This is a genomic window from Lampropedia aestuarii (genome assembly GCF_004803635.1).
Taxonomy (GTDB): domain Bacteria; phylum Pseudomonadota; class Gammaproteobacteria; order Burkholderiales; family Burkholderiaceae_C; genus Lampropedia; species Lampropedia aestuarii.
Genome location: NZ_SSWX01000011.1, coordinates 111,631 through 129,790, shown reverse-complemented (window position 1 = coordinate 129,790; position 18,160 = coordinate 111,631). Strand labels below are relative to the sequence as shown.

The following is an 18,160-nucleotide window of genomic DNA, read 5'->3' as shown; positions in this document are numbered from 1 at the left end:
CCTTTGGCAAATAGCAACTGCGGATTTATTGCAGGCCGTGCTGGCTCACATCGACCTTGGAGTAGACCTCATTCCAGTACAGATCTGCCAGGGTTTGCGCACTGTCAACCGGCTCGACCAGTTTGGTCCATTTGACCAACAGCGGGCGCATGGCTTCGATCAGCGCATCGCCGCGCTGTACGTTGTGTTGTTTGGCATAGGTGGCTGCCAGGTTGGGAATATCGGCCTCGATGGCCGCGCGTGAGATCGCCAGCAGCGCCGCATCGGCAGGCTGCAACTGCACGCCTTTGGCCACGGCCGCCTCGACATCGCGTTTGGCATAGTCGAAATAGCGGTAGGTCACCTCAGCGTTCATCAAGGCGCCGGCTTTGAGCAGGCTGCGGCGCTGCTCTTCGCTGAGCTTGCGCCAGACATCGCGGTTGATATTGGTCGAGGCACCAGAAAACGCGCCACCAGGCAGATTGGGCGTGATCGAGGTGGTCACCTCGCTCAGGTTCAGCCCGCTCAATTCCGGTGCAGACTGGATCGTGCACTCGACGACGTTTTGCTTCATGGCCTCAAAAATTTCATTGCCAGGCATGGACACAGGCTGGGCCTCGACTTTGCGCGCCCAACGCGCCCAGGCTGCACCGCCTGCGCGCAAGCGCGCGCCTTTGAGGTCGTCAGCGCTTTGCATCGGCTTGGTGCACAGCAGCATATAAGGTGAGCTGCCACCGGCGCCGGTAAACACCTGGTTCTCGCGTGCAAAATCACCATTGCATTCTGGGCAGGCGGTGAAGACAAATTCCGCCATGGCGCCGCCAAATGCCATGCCGGATCGGCCATCGGGGTCGTCCTCCAGGGCCAGCAACATCGACAACTCGCTGGCCATATTCAAATGCGGGAACTCGGCCGGGGTGTAGGGCGTGAGCACATAGCCAATATCGGCCAAACCTTGTTTGAGCCCCGAGGACATTTCAGCCAAATTGAGCAAAGACATGTCAAACACGCGCACGTTGATGCTGTTATTGCTCAGCTGCTTGACCGCATCGGCATACACCCGGGCCGCTTCAGGCGCGGCGCCGGAGGGAAAGCCCACGGCATAGCGCAGCTTGGTTTGGGCCGTGGCGCTTGTGGCGGCCAGTGCACACACTGCCAGTGCGGTGAGGGCAAAAAATTGTTTGAGGCGTGTCATCAGCGTGTCTCCTATCAGGCGTTGTGGAGGAAATGCAGCGGCTAGGCTGTGGCGGGCGGCTTTCAATCGTTGAACACAGGCGTTGCTGCTGGCGTGGCGGCCATGGGCGAACACAATGCCCATGCGAGCGGTCTCGCTGTGGGCGACGCCATCAGACAATTCAACCGACAGGGCTTCAAACTCTGGCAATGGCATTCAGCCCCCCGGATGAAAGTGCGGTGCGCGTTTGTGGGTGAATGCCAAAGCGCCTTCGCGCGCCTCGGCACTGGCGCCGCTGGCCACCATCGCCAAATGCTCCAGCGCCAGTTGTTGGTGCAGGCTGTTGTTGCCGGCTTGGTCGATCAGGGTTTTGATGCGGGCAAAAGAGCCGCTGGCGCCTTGCGCAAGCGCCCGCACCAACGCCTGCGCGCGCGACAGCAGGGCGTCGTCTGCATGCACTTCGGCTACCAAGCCTGCAGACAGGCAGCGCTGCGCATCCCAAGCTTCATTGGTCAATAGAATTTGTTTGGCACGCATCGGCCCCACCAGGCGCGTTAATGCCCAGGACACGCCGACATCGGGACTGAGGCCAATGGCCGAATAGCCACCTCTGAGCTTCATTGATGTTGACGCCAGTACCAGATCGGCGCACAAGGCAATGCCAATGCCGCCGCCGCCCAGCGAGCCTTGTACAGCACTGACAACGGGTGCGGGCAAGGTGCTGAGACGGTGGATGGCCGCATGCAAACGGGGAATGCCACGCTCTAGTAAAGCGGCCATATTGTCGCTGGCAGCAAAAGCGCGAATATCGCCGCCAGCGCAAAAATGCGGGCCGTTGGCCGTCAGCAGCACGGCACGCACGCGGCCTTCGGACTGCGCCTGCACGATCTGCTCAACCCGCTCGGCAAAACAGGCACTGGTGCCCCCATCCAGCACATTGGCTTGCTCTGGGCGGTTAAAGCACAAGGTAGCAATGTGGTCTTGTATCTGAAGCAGAATAGGACTGGTCATGGTGTACTTGTTGCCCCGATCGGGGCATGGACGTGGAATGACTGCAGTGTCTTGAGCTTGGCCGCGGGCGTCTTGTGTCCACTGGCTGTGCCAGGGGAGGGTTTGTGACTAATCGGAGCGGCGTGTGCTGATGCAGTTTGCCTAGCCAGCCACTAAACACAAGACCGGCTGGGGTGCCGTCCTTAGCATGGGGGCATTCAATCCGGTGGCCCTTGTTGGGGCCACGGTCAGCACAGGAGATAATCCCCATGAGCGCCACTGCACCCGATGCCGATAGCCACCTGATATCCCCGTTGGAAACCAACCTGATTGAGCGCGTTTGTGTCGGTGATATCGTGCTGCGCTCTGCCGATGTCTACCCGAACAGTGTGGCCATCGTAGATGGCGACCGGCAAGTGACCTACGCACAGCTCAATGCCATGGTTGACCAGCTTGGCCATGCGTTGCTGGGCCTGGGCTTGCAGCACCAGGACATCGTTGCGCTGGCTGCGCGCAACAATCTGGAGATGTTGCTGTGCTACTTTGCCTGCGCGCGCGCAGGCCTGATTTGCATGCCGATCAACCTGAGCTTGCGGGCCCATGAAATCGCCTTTTGCCTGCGCGATGCCAAAGCACGGGTGCTGGTGGCCGATCAGATGCTGCGCGGCCTGATCGAGGCAGCTTGTCAGGAGTCACTGCCTGAGCTGCAGCGCACTTTCTGGTTCGGCGCCGATGGCATCGATGCGGCGCAGGATTTCAATGCCTTGGTCGCCCAAGGCGCCAGCCAGCCGCTGGAGGTGCTGGTCGGTGACCGAGACATTGTGCAACTGCTCTACACCAGCGGCACGACCGCCAATCCCAAAGGCGTGCTAACCAGCCATTTGGCGGTGACGATTGCCAGTTTGTCGAACGCCATCATGAACCGCTGCACCGAGCATTCTGCAGCCTTGGTGGGGTTGCCTTTGTTCCATTGTGCAATGCTCAATAGCGTTGCGGTGCCCTACCTGACCGTCGGCGGCAAGCTGGTGCTGACACAAGGCTTTGAGCCAGCCACGTGCGCGCGGCTGATCGATGCCCACCAAATTGATTTGCTGGTGTGGCTGCCAATGATGTATGGGCTGTGGCTCAATGACCCAGCCTATCAGGGCCGCACTTTTGCATCGGTCAAGCGCGCAATGTATGCGATGGCACCCATGCCGCCAGAGCGGCAAAAAGCCATTGCCGCCATGTTCCCCAATGCCGATGTGATTCTGGGTTCAGGCCAGACCGAATTCACCCCGGCGACCTGTGTGCAGCGGCCCGAGCACCAATGGAGCAAGGCCGCGACCTGGGGCACGGCGACCGTCATGACGCGTGTGGCCATTATGGGGGAGGACGGCCAGCTGCTGCCGCGTGGTGAAACCGGTGAGATTGTCTACCGTGGCCCCCAGGGCATGCGTGGTTATTTGAACCTGCCAGACGAGAGTCGCAACAGCTTTCGCCATGGCTGGTTCCACAGCGGCGATGTGGCGCACATGGACGAAGACGGCGCGATCTGGTTCAAGGACCGCTACAAGGACGTGATCAAGTCCGGTGGCGAGAATGTCGCCTCGATTGAGGTCGAACGCTGCTTGCTGCAGCACCCGGCCGTGGTCGATGCCGCAGTGGTTGGCGCGCCGCACGAACGCTGGGGCGAGGCGGTCATCGCCAGCGTGGTGCTGGCAGCAGGCCATAGCGCAGACGAAGCCGAGCTGCTCGCGCATTGCCGAGGATTGCTGGGCGGCTTCAAAGTACCCAAAGCGATTGTGATTGCCACCGAGTTCCCACGCACCGGCACAGGCAAGATTCAAAAGCACCTGATTCGGCGCGAACTCAGTGAGTTTTTCAAAAACACATGAATGCTTTGCCGCTTGCCGGGAACGGCAGCTGCTGGCTCTTACGGAGATGTTGAACAGGCTCTTAGATCGTAAACAGGCTGTAAGTTGCACCGCTGTTGCGACTTGCATGACTGAGAGAGCAGCACAAGCGGGTTGTAATCACTCTGGCTAGCCATTTGCGTGCTGTAACACAGAGCCAGACTTTGATGGGCTTGGGCACAGCGCGCTTGGCGTAGCAGGCATCGACCAACAACAAGGAGCTCTGAGATGGCTTTTACCCCTACGCCGCGTGTCCTCCAGCTGCAGCAGCGCTTGATGGCATTCATGGAAGAACACATCTACCCCAACGAGACACGCCATTTGCAAGAGGCCGAAACGCTAGGTCCATGGGCCGTCTTGCCAGTGGTTGAAGAGCTCAAGCCCAAGGCCAAAGCGGTGGGCCTGTGGAATCTGTTTTTGCCAGAAAGCGAGCACGGCCCAGGCCTGTCGAATCTGGAGTATGCACCGCTGTGTGAAATCATGGGGCGCTCCTTGCTGGCGCCAGAAGTGTTCAATTGCTCTGCCCCCGATACCGGCAATATGGAGGTGCTGGCACGCTATGGCACGCCCGAGCAGCAAGCGCGCTGGTTAAAACCCTTGCTGGCTGGCGAGATCCGATCCTGCTTTGCGATGACCGAGCCCAAGGTCGCCTCCAGCGATGCAACGAATATCGAAAGCCTGATCCAGCGCGATGGCGGCGACTACGTGATCAACGGGCACAAGTGGTACACCACAGGCGCGACCGATCCGCGTTGCCAGATTGCGATCTTCATGGGCAAGTCCGACCCGGACAATGCCGATCGCCACCGCCAGCAATCGATGATTTTGGTGCCGATGGACAGCCCTGGCATTGAGGTCAAACGTTCGCTGCCGGTATTTGGTTTTTATGGCATGCCCGATCGCGCCGCCGAAGTCACGTTCACGAATGTGCGTGTGCCCGCTGCCAATATGCTGCTGGGCGAGGGCCGTGGTTTTGAAATTGCCCAAGGCCGTTTGGGCCCAGGCCGTATCCACCACTGCATGCGTTTGATCGGTCTGGCCGAGCGCACCCTGGAGAAAATGTGCCGGCGTTCGCTGGATCGGGTTGCATTTGGCCAGCCGGTGGCCACGCAAGGCGTGACGCTGGAGCGCATTGCACAGGCCCGTATCCTCATTGAGCAGGCGAGGCTGTTGACTTTGAATGCCGCAGAACGCATGGACATGGTCGGCAATAAAGAGGCCAAGACCGAGATTGCGATGATCAAGGTGGCAGTGCCCAATATGGCCTGCCAGGTCGTTGACTGGGCCATCCAGGTACATGGCGGTGGTGGCACCAGCAATGATTTTGGCCTGACCCATGCGTATGCCATGGCGCGCTTGCTGCGCCTGGCCGATGGCCCAGACGAAGTGCATCGCAACCAAATTGGCAAGCTGGAGCTGCGCAAATACCGCTAAGGACGCGCTGCCGAGCTTGCCTAGCGATTGCCTCTAATGGTTAATGCGGATATTGGGCGGCGGACTCAGTACAAACCAGTAATTCACCCAGCACCCCTCAGCCATTAAACACAAGAAAAACACGCTGGGGCGGCTACACTCAAAGTCAGACCGGAGTCATCCGGCAGGCAGCACAACAACGAGTGATCGAGCATGCCAAGCGCGTGTCCTCGATGACCCCAGGAGACAAAGATGCGTATTGACCCTATTGATGCAATTCGGCCATACGTGATCGGTGCCAAACGTGTGACCAGCGCCGAGCGTGTGATGTGGATAACCCCTGACCGTGTGTTTTATGCCGGCTTGCTCGGCACGCCATCGACCCGCAACTACGGCGCGACGATGGTGTATGTGGCGCTGGATGGGGTAGTGCGTGTGCAAATCGGCTCGCAAGCCTGGCAGGAAGGCCATGTGTTTGTTGTGCCGCCGCACACCGTGCACCGCGTGGCTTGTGAGACGCGCCATATTGCCGCAACGATGCTTGAGCCCGAGTCGGTTGACATGCAGGCCTTGCCTGACTGGCTGCAACACAGCGGCGGCTTGGTTGAGCAAGAGGGCTTTCGCAGCCGCGCGCACCAGGCCCATCAGGCATTGCTGCGCAACGGCCAGCAATCCCAGGCGCCCATGCTGGACTTTGACCAGTTGCTGTTTGGCATGGAGTTGCCCAAGCGGCAGCTGGACAAGCGCATTGCCCAGGTGGTCGAGCGCATTCGCACGAACCCCTCTGGCCAGGCGCAGGCGCAAGACTGCGCGGCGCAAGTGCATTTGTCTTTTTCGCGCTTTTTGCACCTGTTCAAGAGCGAGGTCGGCACCTCGTTTCGCACCTTTCGCACCTGGAAGCGCGCGCGCAGCTTGCTGCACTACGTGGTCGATCAGAACAGCAGTTTGACCGATGTGGCCTTGGAAGCAGGCTACCCTGACTCCACGCATTTCAGCCATTCGATTAGGCAGGTTTATGGCCTCAAGCCCAAGGATATTTTTGCCGGTTCGCGCAAACTGCGTGTGATTGGCGCGGCGGTGACGCCTCACTACATGCGTTGAGCAGATCCTTCAAGGCAAGTCAAACAAGCCTTTGCAAGCCGGTGGTCAGGCTTGCAAAGGCTTTTTGCTTGATTGCTTGTTGTGGGCAGGTCGGCTGCTGCGAGCAGTGAATCAAGCCAGGCTTTTGGCCAGCGTGGCAGGCACCGCAATGGGCATATCCAGCAGCATTTGGGCCATGCCCTTGCCCAGTGGGTCCATGCGGCTGGATGCTGGGCCACCACCGTCCAGTGCTTGCTCCAGCGTGATGTTTATTGCGGCGATACCGGGCAGATAAAAACGCGCAACCGGGCCCCGCACCAAGTGTGCAAAATACGCGTGGACTGCCTCGGGCGTCAGTTGCTGCCACAGCAATGGCAGACAGGCCGCATCCCGAGCAACCACGCCGATATTGGAGATATCGCCCTTGTCGCCACTGCGCGCCCAGGCCAATTGCGCCAGCGGTACGTCGACCGTCGATTCAGCGCGGTCAGGCCAGGGCGCCGGGATGAACGGCTCAGGCGCTGTGGCGCTGCCATGGCCTGATGCGACCGAGACGCTCTGGCTGACGCCATCAATGACCACTTCAACCGGCACATCGGCTTTGGGTATCAGCAAGGACAAGGGCTTGATATTGGGCGACACACTGGGGCGGCCGCTGCTGGGGCCGGTGGTGCCTGGCGACCATGAGGTGCCCGAAGGGGCAATCTCCCGCGCGAAAATCTCTAGCGCCTGTTTGTCCGGGTGGGTCACCGAGATCCGCACCATGACCTCCCGCGAAGCGCTGGTGCGGGCATGCGGGCCATACAGGGTTTCTGCGCCGAGCAGGGCGATATTGGCACTGGTGTAGGGAGCGTAGCCTAGTGTTTTGAGAATCGCACTGGTGCGGGCGATCACCGCCTCGCCGGTGCGCTGCGCCTTGGCTGCCGCATCCCTGCCGATGATGACCATCGAGCCTGCACAACGCCAGCCATCGAGCTGCGTGGCCGAGACCTTGTAGCTATCGGTTGGAGCACGCCCCAGCGCGCCGCTGACACGCACGCGCTCGGGGCTGAGCTGTTCAATCTTGACTGAGCGAAAATCACAGGTCACATCCGGCAGCAGATACGCGCCTGGGTCGCCAATTTCATACAGCAGTTGCTCGGCCACGGCTGCGCGTGCGATCAGGCCGCCTGTGCCAGTCGGTTTGGTGACTGTAAAGCTGCCATCGGCCAGGCATTCAACAATTGGATAGCCGATATTGGGCCAGTCGGGCACGCTGAGCCAATCGGTGTGCAGGCCGCCGGTGGCCTGGCAGCCGCATTCGATGATGTGGCCTGCCAGGCTGCCGCCTGATAGGCGGTCATAGTCCGCTGGCGCCCAGCCGAATTCGTGGATCAGCGGACCCAGCGTCGCCGCACTGTCTACGCCCCGGCCAGTAATGACAATATCGGCACCACTGGCCAAGGCCTGGGCAATCGCAAAACCGCCCAGATAAGCGTTGGCGCTGAGAATCTGCTCTGGCAGCGCCTTGTCTGTGAACATGTCGCGCACACCGGCAGCGCGCAAGCGTGGCATCTGCGCGCTGATGTTGTCGCCCAGCACCACGGCAATGCGTGGTTGCAGGCCCAGTGACCCAGCCAGTGTCTGCAGCGCATCGGCGCAGCCTTGCGGGTTGATGCCGCCGGCATTGGCCACGACCTTGATGCCCTGGCGCATGACCTCGGGCAACACGGCTTTCATGGCAATGTCGACAAAGTCGGTCGCATAACCCATCTCCGGTTTTTTGCGTCTGGCCGCTGCCAGAATCGCCATCGTGGTCTCTGCCAGATAGTCAAACACCAGGTAGTCAATCTGGCCGGAGTTCACCAGCTGGGGTGCACCCAGCATGCTGTCGCCCCAAAAACCCGATGCGCCACCGATACGTACCACTTTGCCATTCGTACTGCTCATACATGCCTCCTTGCAATAGCTGCCAGCGTAGCAGCGGGTGTGGCGCTTGGCTTGTGGCAAGTGGCTGGCAAGACAGGCTTGCGCTGGCCAGTGCGTCCTGATCCAGCCAGTGGACGCAAGACGCTGGCTGCAAGCTGCGCGCACAGTTTGGCCATGCCTGCAGCGCAGCTTGGCCGCGCTGCTTGTCCAGTAATCCTCATCTGCAGATTGATGCCCGTGACACCATCCACTGCCGCTGTGGCCGACCGCCTTGCCGCTCCTGCCTGCGCTTCCTTGTTTGTGTTGGGGGCGGCCGGGCAAGGGGTGCACTGGGTGGCCTTGGCACTGATTCACTGCTTGCGCCAGCAAGGTTTGCGTACCACCGCGCTGATGCCGGTGGCCTGCGATGCACAGTGGCACAACGGCCGCTGGTACAGCGAGCGTGTCGCGCAACTCAAAGCGCACAGCTCGTTTGCGTTTCCCGCTGCGGCCTTGTGCACAGTGCCTGCACCCGACCCCAGCGCGTCGCCGCCGCGTCCCGTGGCGCTGCGCGATGTGCTGGACAGCTACCAAGCGCTGGCGACCTGGAGCGATGCCGTGGTTGTGGATGGCGTTGGTGAGCCTGAGGCGCTGCTGGCACCAGAGCTGTCATTGCGCGAACTGGCCAGGTGGATGCGTCTGCCAGTGGTCATAGTCTGCGAAGACAGTGAGGCTGCATGGCACGCGTTCTGTGCCTTGCTCACGCGCTGCCGCGCCCAGGGAATTCGAGTCGCAGGCTGGGTGCAGTTGGGCTGCAGGCCGCTGCGCGGTGATGCAGGGATTCCGTTACTGGGCACGGTCCCATGGCAGGCGCTCAGCCAACCTGTTGAGGCTGCAGCCCATATCGATGGGCTGCGTTTGCTACAGGGACTGCAGCGGCCATCAGCCAGTTGACACAAGCCTTTTGCGCGGCGCATTTTTAGAATGCAGTGATTGATAACGCGCTGCTTGCGGGCGGCTTTGAGGGCTTGACCATGTTGTTTGATGTCTCTTCTGCACCCCATTACTTCACGCCCGAGCACGCGGCGTTTCGCGCCAGTGTGCGCGCTTTTGTCAGCCGCGAGATCACGCCGTTTGCCTCGCAGTGGGACGAGGCCTGCAGCTTCCCGCGCGCGCTCTACACCAAAGCCGCTGAATTGGGACTGTTAGGCATCGGCTATGACGAAATCTATGGCGGCACGCCAGCCGATATCTTCTACCAGCTGATTGTGATGGAAGAGCTGGCGCGCTGCGGCGCTGGCGGCGTTGCCGCCTCGCTGATGTCGCACAGCATTGGCTTGCCGCCGGTCGCGCACCATGGCAGTGCCGAGTTGAAAGAGCGCATCATCCCGGCGGTGCTGCGAGGCGAGCGCATTGCCGCATTGGCCGTGACCGAGCCCTCTGGCGGCTCCGATGTCGCAGCGCTGAAAACCACGGCAGTGCGCGATGGCGATGCCTATGTGGTCAATGGTGAGAAGGTCTTCATCACCTCTGGCATGCGCGCCGATGTGATCACCGTGGCCGTGCGCACGGACCCGGCCAGCAAAGGCGCAGCCGGCATTTCTGCATTGCTGGTCGAAGGCGATGCCGCAGGCCTGTCGCGCACAGAACTCAAAAAAATGGGCTGGTGGGCCTCAGACACCGCGCAGTTGCATTTTGACCAGGTGCGCGTGCCGGTGGCCAACCTGATTGGCCAGGAAAACCAGGGCTTCAAAGTATTCATGAACAACTTCAACTCCGAGCGCTTGGGCATGGCTGCGCAGGCCTGTGTCTATGCGCAAGTCTGCCTGGAAGAAGCGTGGGCCTGGGCGCGTGAGCGCAAGACCTTTGGCATCAGCCTCTCAGAGCGGCAAGTCATCCGCCACAAGCTGATGGACATGCTGGCGCGCATTGATGCAGCGCGCAGCCTGATTTATGACCTGGCCTGGCGGCTGCGCGAGCGCGTCGGTGACCAGAATCAATTGGTGGCCCGCACCTGCATGGCCAAGGTGTTGGCGACCCAGGCCATGCAGCTGTGCGCCGACCAGGCAGTGCAAATTTTGGGTGGCATGGGCTTTATGCGTGGCACGGTCAGCGAGCGTATTTACCGGGAAGTCAAGGTGATGATGATTGGCGGTGGCTCGGAAGAGATCATGAAGGACCTGGCCGCTAGGCAGCTTGGTTTGTAAGAGCGTAAACACGTTCTAAGGGGACACACATGCAAACGACCTGCAACGATTTACTGGGTGAATACCGCGATTTGGCGCGTGTCTGCGCCACATTGTCTGCGGCCGATTGGCAGCGGCGCAGCGATTTTTATGGCTGGACGCCCTGGGATGAAGTCGCGCATCTGTGCTACTTTGACCAGACGGCCTTGCAGTCGGTGACTACCCCCGAGGAGTTTACCGCCGAGGCGAAAGCCTTGGCCAAGGTGCTGGCCACAGGCAAAGAAATCAGCGCCATCGCCCGCGACCATTTTGCCGGACTTGACGGACCCGCATTGCTGGCGACCTGGCAGAGCAATTTTGAAACCCTGGTGGCCGCATTGGCACAGCAAGATCCCAAAGCGCGCTTGAACTGGTACGGGCCCAGTATGAGCGCGAAGTCATTTGCCACGGCGCGCTTGATGGAGACCTGGGCGCACGGTCAGGACATCTGGGATGTGATGCAGTTAGATCGCCCTGCCAGCCACCGTCTGCGGGCGATTGCGCACATCGGCGTCAGCACCTTTGGCTGGACCTTTGTGAACCGGAAATTGCCAGTCCCTGAAACCGTGCCGTACATCGAATTGCAAGCACCGGATGGCACGCTGTGGACTTGGGGAGAGCCCTCTGAGACCGATTGGTTGCGCGGCAGTGCGCAGGACTTTTGCCTGCTGGTCACGCAGCGCCGCCACCGCGATGATACCGGCTTGCAGTGGCAGGGCGCAGCGGCCCAGGCCTGGAGCAGCATGGCCCAGTGTTTTGCCGGCCCACCCGTGGATGGACCGGCGCCCGGTGTGCGCAAGCGCGCCTGAAAGGCCTGTGTGGCTCACAGGCGCGCCGCAGCGCTTTCTCAGACCTTGCCCCAGACATTGGTGCTGGCGCACGCAGCTGAGCTGAGAAAGCTGATCGCGGCTGTCACAGCCGATTGGGGGGTGCAGTGCCTGGCCGAATACACATTCGCCAATTTGTGGCTGTTTCGGCGTGAGCATGCGTACCGCTACCGAGCCGGCGCATGGCCCGTGGTCAGCGGCTTGACCTACGATGGCCAGCGCCATGCCATGCCCTTGTTCCGGCTCAGCCAGGCACCGCCAGGCGTCATAGATGCCTTGCTGGATGAACACCAATGCCTGTACCCGCTGCCAGCACAGCTCGTGCAGCAGCTCGATGCCAACAAGTACCACTGGCGTGCCCAGCGGGACGATTCTGACTACCTGTATCCGGCAGACCAGTTTCGCTATTACCGTGGCAGCGTCCTGGGCAAAAAGCGCAATCTGGTGCGGCAGCTGCTGCGCCAGCATGCCGTAGAGGCCGTGCCTTACAGCGCGCACTGGGCAGGCCAGGCACAGGCCGTGCTGGCTGGCTGGATGCAGGACAAAGGCAAAGCCGCAGGCGCTGCCGACGAGCAGCCTTGCTTGGAAGCCTTGCAGCAGGCACAGGCTTTAGGCCTCTGGGGCTATGGTTATTGCATTGAAGGCGAGCCGGTCGGTTTTGTGCTGGCCGAGTCGCTGGCCGCTGGTGTGTACGCCGTGCGCTTTGCCAAGAGCCGCAGCCGCTACAAAGGCCTGGCGCAATACATGTTCCAGCATCTGTGTCTGCACGGTCCGGCCGATCTGGCCTGGCTCAATTTTGAGCAGGACCTGGGCCTGGCCAATTTCCGCCAGACCAAACAGTCCTACCAGCCTTGCGCGCTGCTCGATAAGTGGCGCTTGTTCCGCCGCTGAGCCAGGGCGGACAGGCTGCGCACAGCCAATTGTCGCAAGACTGGCACAAAGCCCTGACCTACGATGCCCTGCATGCCGCCGCACAACGCGCTTGCGTGTGCGGCTCAAGAAGCCACACAGAGCCACACAGAGCCACACAGAGCCATACAGCGATTTACTTATGACATACATCGAGTCCAACCTGTCGGTTAGTAGCGAGGCCTTCCAGGGCAACCGTGACAGCATGCAAGCCTTGCTGGCACGCGTGCGCATGTACGAGGAGCGCACCCAGCAAAAATCAGCCGCCTCGCGCGAACGTTTTGAAAAACGCGGGCAAATGCTGCCGCGTGAGCGCTTGTCGCTGCTGCTTGATCCGGGCGCACCGTTCATGGAGCTGTCAACCCTGGCGGGGCTGGGGCTGGACAATCCGGATCTGGACAAAAGCGTGCCCGGAGGCGGCGTGATCGCTGGCATTGGCTGCGTCTCAGGCGTGCGCTGCATGGTGCTGGCCTCGGATTCGGGCATTGATGCTGGCGCACTGCAGCCGATGGGCCTGAACAAAATTCTGCGCGCACAGGAGCTGGCACTGGAGAACAAGCTGCCTTATGTGCAACTGGTCGAGAGCGCAGGCGCGAACCTGATGGCCTACCGTGTTGAAGACTTTGTGCATGGTGGCAGTTCGTTTCGCAACCTCGCGCGCCTCTCGGCTGCAGGGCTGCCGGTGGTGACAGTCACGCATGGCTCATCCACTGCCGGAGGCGCCTACCAGACTGGTTTGTCGGACTACATTATCTTGGTGCGTGGGCGCTCGCGGGCCTTTCTGGCTGGCCCGCCGTTGCTCAAAGCTGCAACCGGCGAGATCGCGACCGAGGAAGAGCTTGGCGGGGCGGCCATGCATGCGAGCATTTCTGGCCTGGGTGACTATTTGGCCGAGGATGACCGCGATGCCTTGCGCATTGCCCGCGAGGTGCTGGCGCAGATCGACTGGGGCCGTGAGTCGGCCAGCACCGCACCGCGCCATTTTTTACCGCCGCGCTATGACGCCGAAGAGCTGCTGGGCATCATGCCCAGCGACCACAAGCGCCCAGTCGATATGAAAGAGGTGATCGCGCGCATTGCCGATGACTCCGAATTTCTGGAGTTTGGCGAAAACTACGGCAGCGCCACGGTCTGCGGCCACCTGAAAATTGAAGGCTGGCCGGTCGGCGTGATCACCAACAACGGCCCGATTGACCCGGCTGGCGCGACCAAGGCCACGCATTTCATCCAGGCCTGCTGCCAGTCGCGCACACCGATTCTGTATTTGAACAACACCACCGGCTTCATGGTGGGGCGCGCCTATGAAGAGGGCGGCATCATCAAACATGGCTCGAAGATGATCCAGGCCGTCACCAACGCCACGGTGCCGCAGATCACGATTTATTGCGGTGCCTCGTTCGGTGCGGGCAACTATGGCATGTGCGGGAGAGGCTTTCATCCGCGCTTTTGCTTCTCGTGGCCCAACGCCAAAACGGCGGTGATGGGGGGCGAGCAGGCCGCACAGACCATGGCCATCGTCACCGAGGCGGCAATGCGCCGCAAAGGCGAGGTCGATGAGGCCAAGATCGAGGCACTCAAGCGCAACATCATCGAACGCTTTGACAGCCAGATGAGCGTGTTCACAACCAGCGCCCAGTTGCTCGATGACGGCGTCATTGACCCGCGTGATACACGCGCCGTGCTGGCCAATGTGCTGGCAATCTGTCGTGAAGAAGCGGCTCGCACGCCGCAAGCGATGCAGTTCTCGGTCGCACGTCCTTAAATCCTCAAGGAGACTCTTTTTATGCAATTAACCACTGAACATGAACAACTGCGCGCGACCATTCGCCGTTGGATTGCCGAACAAATCAACCCTTTTGTGGATGAGTGGGAAGAGGCTGAAATCTTTCCCGCCCACCAGGTCTTTGCGCAAATGGGCCAGCTGGGTTTGCTGGGCTTGAATAAGCCTGTTGAAGACGGCGGCATGGGGCTTGACTACTCGTATGCAGCCGTGCTGGCCGAAGAGCTGGCGCAGATCAATTGCGGCGGCATTCCGATGGCCATTGGCGTGCAAACCGATATGTGCACACCTGCCTTGGCGCATCGCGGCAGCGCCGAGCTGCGCGCTGAATTTTTAGCGCCTGCGATTGCGGGCGAGTACGTCGGCTGCCTGGGGGTGTCCGAGGTGGGCAGTGGTTCGGATGTGGCCTCGATCCGCACGACGGCGCGCAAAGACGGCGACGACTACATCATCAACGGCGGAAAAATGTGGACCACCAATGGCACGCAGGCTGATTTTTGTTGCGTGCTGGCCAATACCTCCGAAGGCAGTGCGCACAAGAACAAGTCGCTGATTGTGGTGCCGATGAAAACCAAGGGCGTAGAAGTGGCCAAAAAGCTGCGCAAGATTGGCATGGACAGCTCGGACACAGCGCAGTTGTTCTTTGACGATGTGCGCGTGCCGCAGCGCTACCGCATTGGCCAAGAGGGCCATGGCTTTATCTACCAGATGGAGCAGTTTCAGCTTGAGCGCCTATGGGGGGCGCTGAACACCTGCGCGTTTGCCCAACGCGCGATCGACATCACCATCGGCTACACGCGAGAGAGGCAAGTGTTTGGCAAGCCGCTACTGGACCAGCAAGTCGTGTATTTCAAGCTCGCCGAGTTGCAAGCCGAGGTCGAGGCCGTGCGCGCGCTGAACTGGAAGGGCGTGGAGATGGTGGTGCGCGGCGAAGATGCAACCTATCTGGCCACGGTGGCGAAGTTCAAAGTCGGACGCTTGGCGCGCCTGGTGACCGACAGCTGCCTGCAGTATTGGGGCGGCATGGGCTATGTCAAAGACAGCCTGATCTCGCGCCTGTACCGCGACATGCGTCTGACTTCGATTGGCGGCGGCGCGGACGAAGTGATGCTGCAAATCCTGTCCAAAAACATGGGCATCTTCCCTAAGAACACCCCTTGAGCACCATGACCCAAGCCACACCATTTACCAAAATTCTGATCGCCAACCGGGGTGAGATTGCGCTGCGCGTGATCCGTTCAGCCCGGGCGCTGGGCTACCAGACAGTGGCCGTGTACTCGACGGCTGACCAGCATGCGCGCCATGTGCAAGAGGCCGACCAGGCCGTCTGCATTGGCGAGCCTTTGCCAGCGCAAAGCTATTTGTGCATTGACGCGGTGATTGACGCGGCGCGCCAAGTCGGTGCCGATGCCATCCACCCAGGCTATGGCTTCCTGGCCGAAAACCAGGACTTTGCCCGCGCTTGCCGCGATGCCGGGCTGGTTTTTATCGGCCCCTCACCAGAGTCGATTGTTGCAATGGGCCACAAGGCCGGCGCCAAGCAACTGATGATGGATGCGGGCGTGCCCTGCATCCCCGGCTACCAGGGTGCAGACCAAAGCGCGCAGCGCTTGCTGGCTGAGGCCGAGCGCATTGGCTTTCCGGTGATGATCAAGGCCACAGCAGGCGGCGGCGGGCGCGGCATGCGCCTGGTGAGCAGCGCCAGCGAATTCCCCGACTTGCTGCGCAGCGCGCAGTCCGAGGCGCTGAACGCTTTTGGCGATGCCGAGGTGATTCTGGAGCGGGCCATAGTACAGCCGCGCCATATTGAAATCCAGGTCTTTGCCGACCGTTACGGCCATGCCATCCACCTGGGCGAGCGCGATTGCTCGGTGCAGCGCCGCCACCAAAAAGTGGTCGAAGAGGCACCGTCGCCAGCCGTGGATGCGGCCTTGCGCGAGCGCATGGGCGCCACCGCCGTGGCCGCGGTCAAAGCGATTGGCTACGAAGGCGCAGGTACCTTGGAGTTTTTGCTCGACAGCCAAGGCCAGTACTACTTCATGGAGATGAACACCCGCTTGCAGGTTGAGCACCCGGTGACCGAGGCCATCACTGGCCTGGATCTGGTGGAGTTGCAGCTGCGCGTGGCCGCTGGTGAGCCCTTGCCGCTGCAGCAAGCCGATGTGCGTTTTCACGGCCATGCGATTGAAGTGCGCCTGTGCGCGGAAGACGTCGATGCCGGTTTTATGCCGCAAAGCGGCCGCCTGCAACTGTGGCGTGAGCCGGGTGGGGTGCGGGTCGAACACGCGCTGTTCAGCGGCGCAGAGATCCCGCCGTTTTACGACTCGATGGTGGCCAAAATCATTGCCCACGGCACCAACCGCGACGAGGCCAGGCGCCGTTTGTTGCAAGGCTTGCGTGAGACCGTGGCCCTGGGGGTGACGACCAATCAGGTGTTTTTGAGTGCTTGCCTGCGTGATTCGGTGTTTGCCGCAGGCCAGGCGAGCACCGCGTTTGTGGGCGAGCAGTTGGCCAGCCTGCTGCAGCGCGATGAGGCCGCCCAGCAGCGTGCGCTGGCATTGGCAGCGGCCTTGCTGTTTGAAACCACGGCCGTCGAGCCGGTGGCGCCCTTGCTGCGCCGCCTGGCCCACCGCCTGCCAGTGAGCTTGGTCTTGGAGGCCGGTGGCCAGCGCCAGACCGTGCAGTTGACCCAAACGGCCGCACAGCGCTATACGGTCGTGTCGCAAGGCCAGCAGCACCAGATTGAGTGGCTGGAGCTGGCCCCGCATGGCGTGCGGGTCTTGCTCGATGGCGTGGTCGAGCGCGCGGCCTACGCGCGCCAAGGCCAGCAGCTGTACCTGCACTATGCCGGCCAGCCACTGGCGGTGCGTGATTTGACCCGAAGCGCCACCGAGCGTGCGGGTGAGAGCGCTGGCGACGGCAAGGTGCGTGCGTCGATGAATGGCCGCGTGGTGGCCGTGCTGGTGGCCGAGGGCGAGCAGGTCGAGGCTGGCCAGCCGCTGGTCACCTTGGAGGCCATGAAGATGGAGCATGTGCACCTGGCTGCTGTTGCGGGCCGCGTCGCCACCCTCAGCGTGGGCGTGGGTGAGCAGGTCACGGCCCGCCGTGTGCTGGCCGAGATTGAGGCCGCGGCTGTCAGTTGACCGCATCCCTATAAGGAGACACCTGATGAGCGATACCCCTGAAGTCTTGTTGGACAAGCGCGGCAGCGCATTCTGGATCACCATCAACCGCCCTGACAAGCGCAATGCCTTGCACGCTGGTGTGATCGCGCTGATGCGCGAGGGCTTGCGCCAGGCCCATGCCGACCACGAGGTTCGTGCCATTGTGTTGACCGGCGCTGGCGATAAAGCATTTTGCGCCGGCGGCGATTTGCAGCCCGGCAAGGGGTTCAGTTTTGACTTTGCCAAACCCAGCGTGGATTATGCGGATCTGATGCGCGATGCGCACAACGCCACTTTGCCTATTGTGGCGCGGCTCAATGGCGCGTGCATGGCCGGTGGCATGGGCTTGCTGTGCATGGCCGATCTGGCCGTGGCGGCCGAGCATGTCGTGCTGGGCCTGCCTGAGGTCAAGGTCGGGGTGTTTCCGATGCAGGTCCTGAGCCTGCTGCAAGAGCTGGTGCCCCGGCGCATCATGCGCGAATGGGCGCTGACCGGCGAGCCTTTGAGCGCGCAAGAGGCCTTGCAGTGGGGCTTGCTCAACCACGTTGTGCCAGCCGACGCGCTGGATGCCAAAGTCGACTGGTTGCTCGGCCGCTTGAGTGACAAGTCGCCAACAGCCATTCGGCGCGGCAAATACGCGATGCGAGCAATCGAGGCCATGTCATTTGACCAGGCGATTGCCTACACCGAGAGCCAGATCGCCTTGCTGGCGATGACCGAGGATGCCAAGGAGGGACTGGCGGCATTCAACGAGCGGCGCAAGCCCGTCTGGACTGGCCGTTAAGCGTTAAAGCACAGCCAACCTCGCAGGTTGGAGCCTACAAAAAAACAGGAGAC

14 protein-coding genes are annotated in these 18,160 nt (G+C 61.3%); 11 read left to right on the top strand and 3 right to left on the bottom strand.

Annotation, left to right across the window (positions count from 1 at the left end):
* Positions 1–25: 25 nt before the first annotated feature.
* Both E8K88_RS10105 and E8K88_RS10100 read right to left on the bottom strand, forming a co-directional pair.
* Entirely contained in the window at positions 26–1,369 is a 1,344-nt protein-coding gene (locus tag E8K88_RS10105) for a C4-dicarboxylate TRAP transporter substrate-binding protein (protein WP_205880061.1), read from the bottom strand.
* Positions 1,370–2,164: an enoyl-CoA hydratase/isomerase family protein gene (locus tag E8K88_RS10100; protein WP_136406538.1), complete on the bottom strand. Its 795-nt coding sequence runs from the start codon at positions 2,162–2,164 to the stop codon at positions 1,370–1,372.
* A gap of 248 nt (positions 2,165–2,412) precedes the next feature.
* Between E8K88_RS10100 and E8K88_RS10095 the strand changes: the two genes are divergently transcribed.
* From E8K88_RS10095 to E8K88_RS10085, 3 genes are all read left to right on the top strand, one after another.
* On the top strand, positions 2,413–4,020 hold the full coding sequence (locus E8K88_RS10095) for an AMP-binding protein (protein WP_136406537.1): 1,608 nt from the start codon (positions 2,413–2,415) through the stop codon (positions 4,018–4,020).
* Positions 4,021–4,266: 246 nt separating this feature from the next.
* Positions 4,267–5,472, top strand: coding sequence for an acyl-CoA dehydrogenase family protein (locus E8K88_RS10090; RefSeq protein ID WP_136406536.1), 1,206 nt, complete (start codon positions 4,267–4,269; stop codon positions 5,470–5,472).
* A 231-nt stretch (positions 5,473–5,703) separates the two neighbouring features.
* Positions 5,704–6,552, top strand: a complete 849-nt coding sequence (locus tag E8K88_RS10085) for a helix-turn-helix domain-containing protein (RefSeq protein WP_240754443.1) — start codon at positions 5,704–5,706, stop codon at positions 6,550–6,552.
* Between the two features lie 111 nt (positions 6,553–6,663).
* Here E8K88_RS10085 and E8K88_RS10080 read toward each other — a convergent pair whose 3' ends face one another.
* A complete protein-coding gene (locus tag E8K88_RS10080) occupies positions 6,664–8,460 on the bottom strand; it encodes an acyclic terpene utilization AtuA family protein (RefSeq protein WP_136406535.1) in 1,797 nt (598 codons plus the stop codon).
* 216 nt (positions 8,461–8,676) lie between these two features.
* On the opposite strand from E8K88_RS10080, the gene bioD reads away from it, so the two are divergent.
* The 8 genes from bioD (at position 8,677) to E8K88_RS10040 (ending at position 18,107) form a co-directional block, all read left to right on the top strand.
* Positions 8,677–9,372, top strand: a complete 696-nt coding sequence (gene bioD / locus E8K88_RS10075) for an ATP-dependent dethiobiotin synthetase BioD (RefSeq protein WP_168797301.1) — start codon at positions 8,677–8,679, stop codon at positions 9,370–9,372.
* 80 nt (positions 9,373–9,452) lie between these two features.
* The gene (locus E8K88_RS10070; protein ID WP_136406562.1) at positions 9,453–10,625 is read left to right on the top strand and encodes an acyl-CoA dehydrogenase family protein; all 1,173 of its coding nucleotides are present in this window, start codon (positions 9,453–9,455) and stop codon (positions 10,623–10,625) included.
* A 29-nt stretch (positions 10,626–10,654) separates the two neighbouring features.
* Complete coding sequence (locus E8K88_RS10065; RefSeq protein WP_136406533.1) at positions 10,655–11,452, top strand: TIGR03084 family metal-binding protein; 798 nt, start codon at positions 10,655–10,657, stop codon at positions 11,450–11,452.
* A 45-nt stretch (positions 11,453–11,497) separates the two neighbouring features.
* The gene (locus E8K88_RS10060; RefSeq protein ID WP_205880060.1) at positions 11,498–12,361 is read left to right on the top strand and encodes a phosphatidylglycerol lysyltransferase domain-containing protein; all 864 of its coding nucleotides are present in this window, start codon (positions 11,498–11,500) and stop codon (positions 12,359–12,361) included.
* A gap of 160 nt (positions 12,362–12,521) precedes the next feature.
* A complete protein-coding gene (locus E8K88_RS10055; protein WP_136406531.1) occupies positions 12,522–14,141 on the top strand; it encodes an acyl-CoA carboxylase subunit beta in 1,620 nt (539 codons plus the stop codon).
* A 21-nt stretch (positions 14,142–14,162) separates the two neighbouring features.
* Positions 14,163–15,320 (top strand): acyl-CoA dehydrogenase family protein, encoded by a 1,158-nt coding sequence (locus E8K88_RS10050; RefSeq protein WP_136406530.1) that lies wholly within the window; start codon positions 14,163–14,165, stop codon positions 15,318–15,320.
* A gap of 5 nt (positions 15,321–15,325) precedes the next feature.
* On the top strand, positions 15,326–17,302 hold the full coding sequence (locus tag E8K88_RS10045; protein WP_136406529.1) for an acetyl-CoA carboxylase biotin carboxylase subunit: 1,977 nt from the start codon (positions 15,326–15,328) through the stop codon (positions 17,300–17,302).
* Between the two features lie 25 nt (positions 17,303–17,327).
* Positions 17,328–18,107: an enoyl-CoA hydratase/isomerase family protein gene (locus E8K88_RS10040; protein WP_136406528.1), complete on the top strand. Its 780-nt coding sequence runs from the start codon at positions 17,328–17,330 to the stop codon at positions 18,105–18,107.
* Positions 18,108–18,160 lie beyond the last annotated feature (53 nt).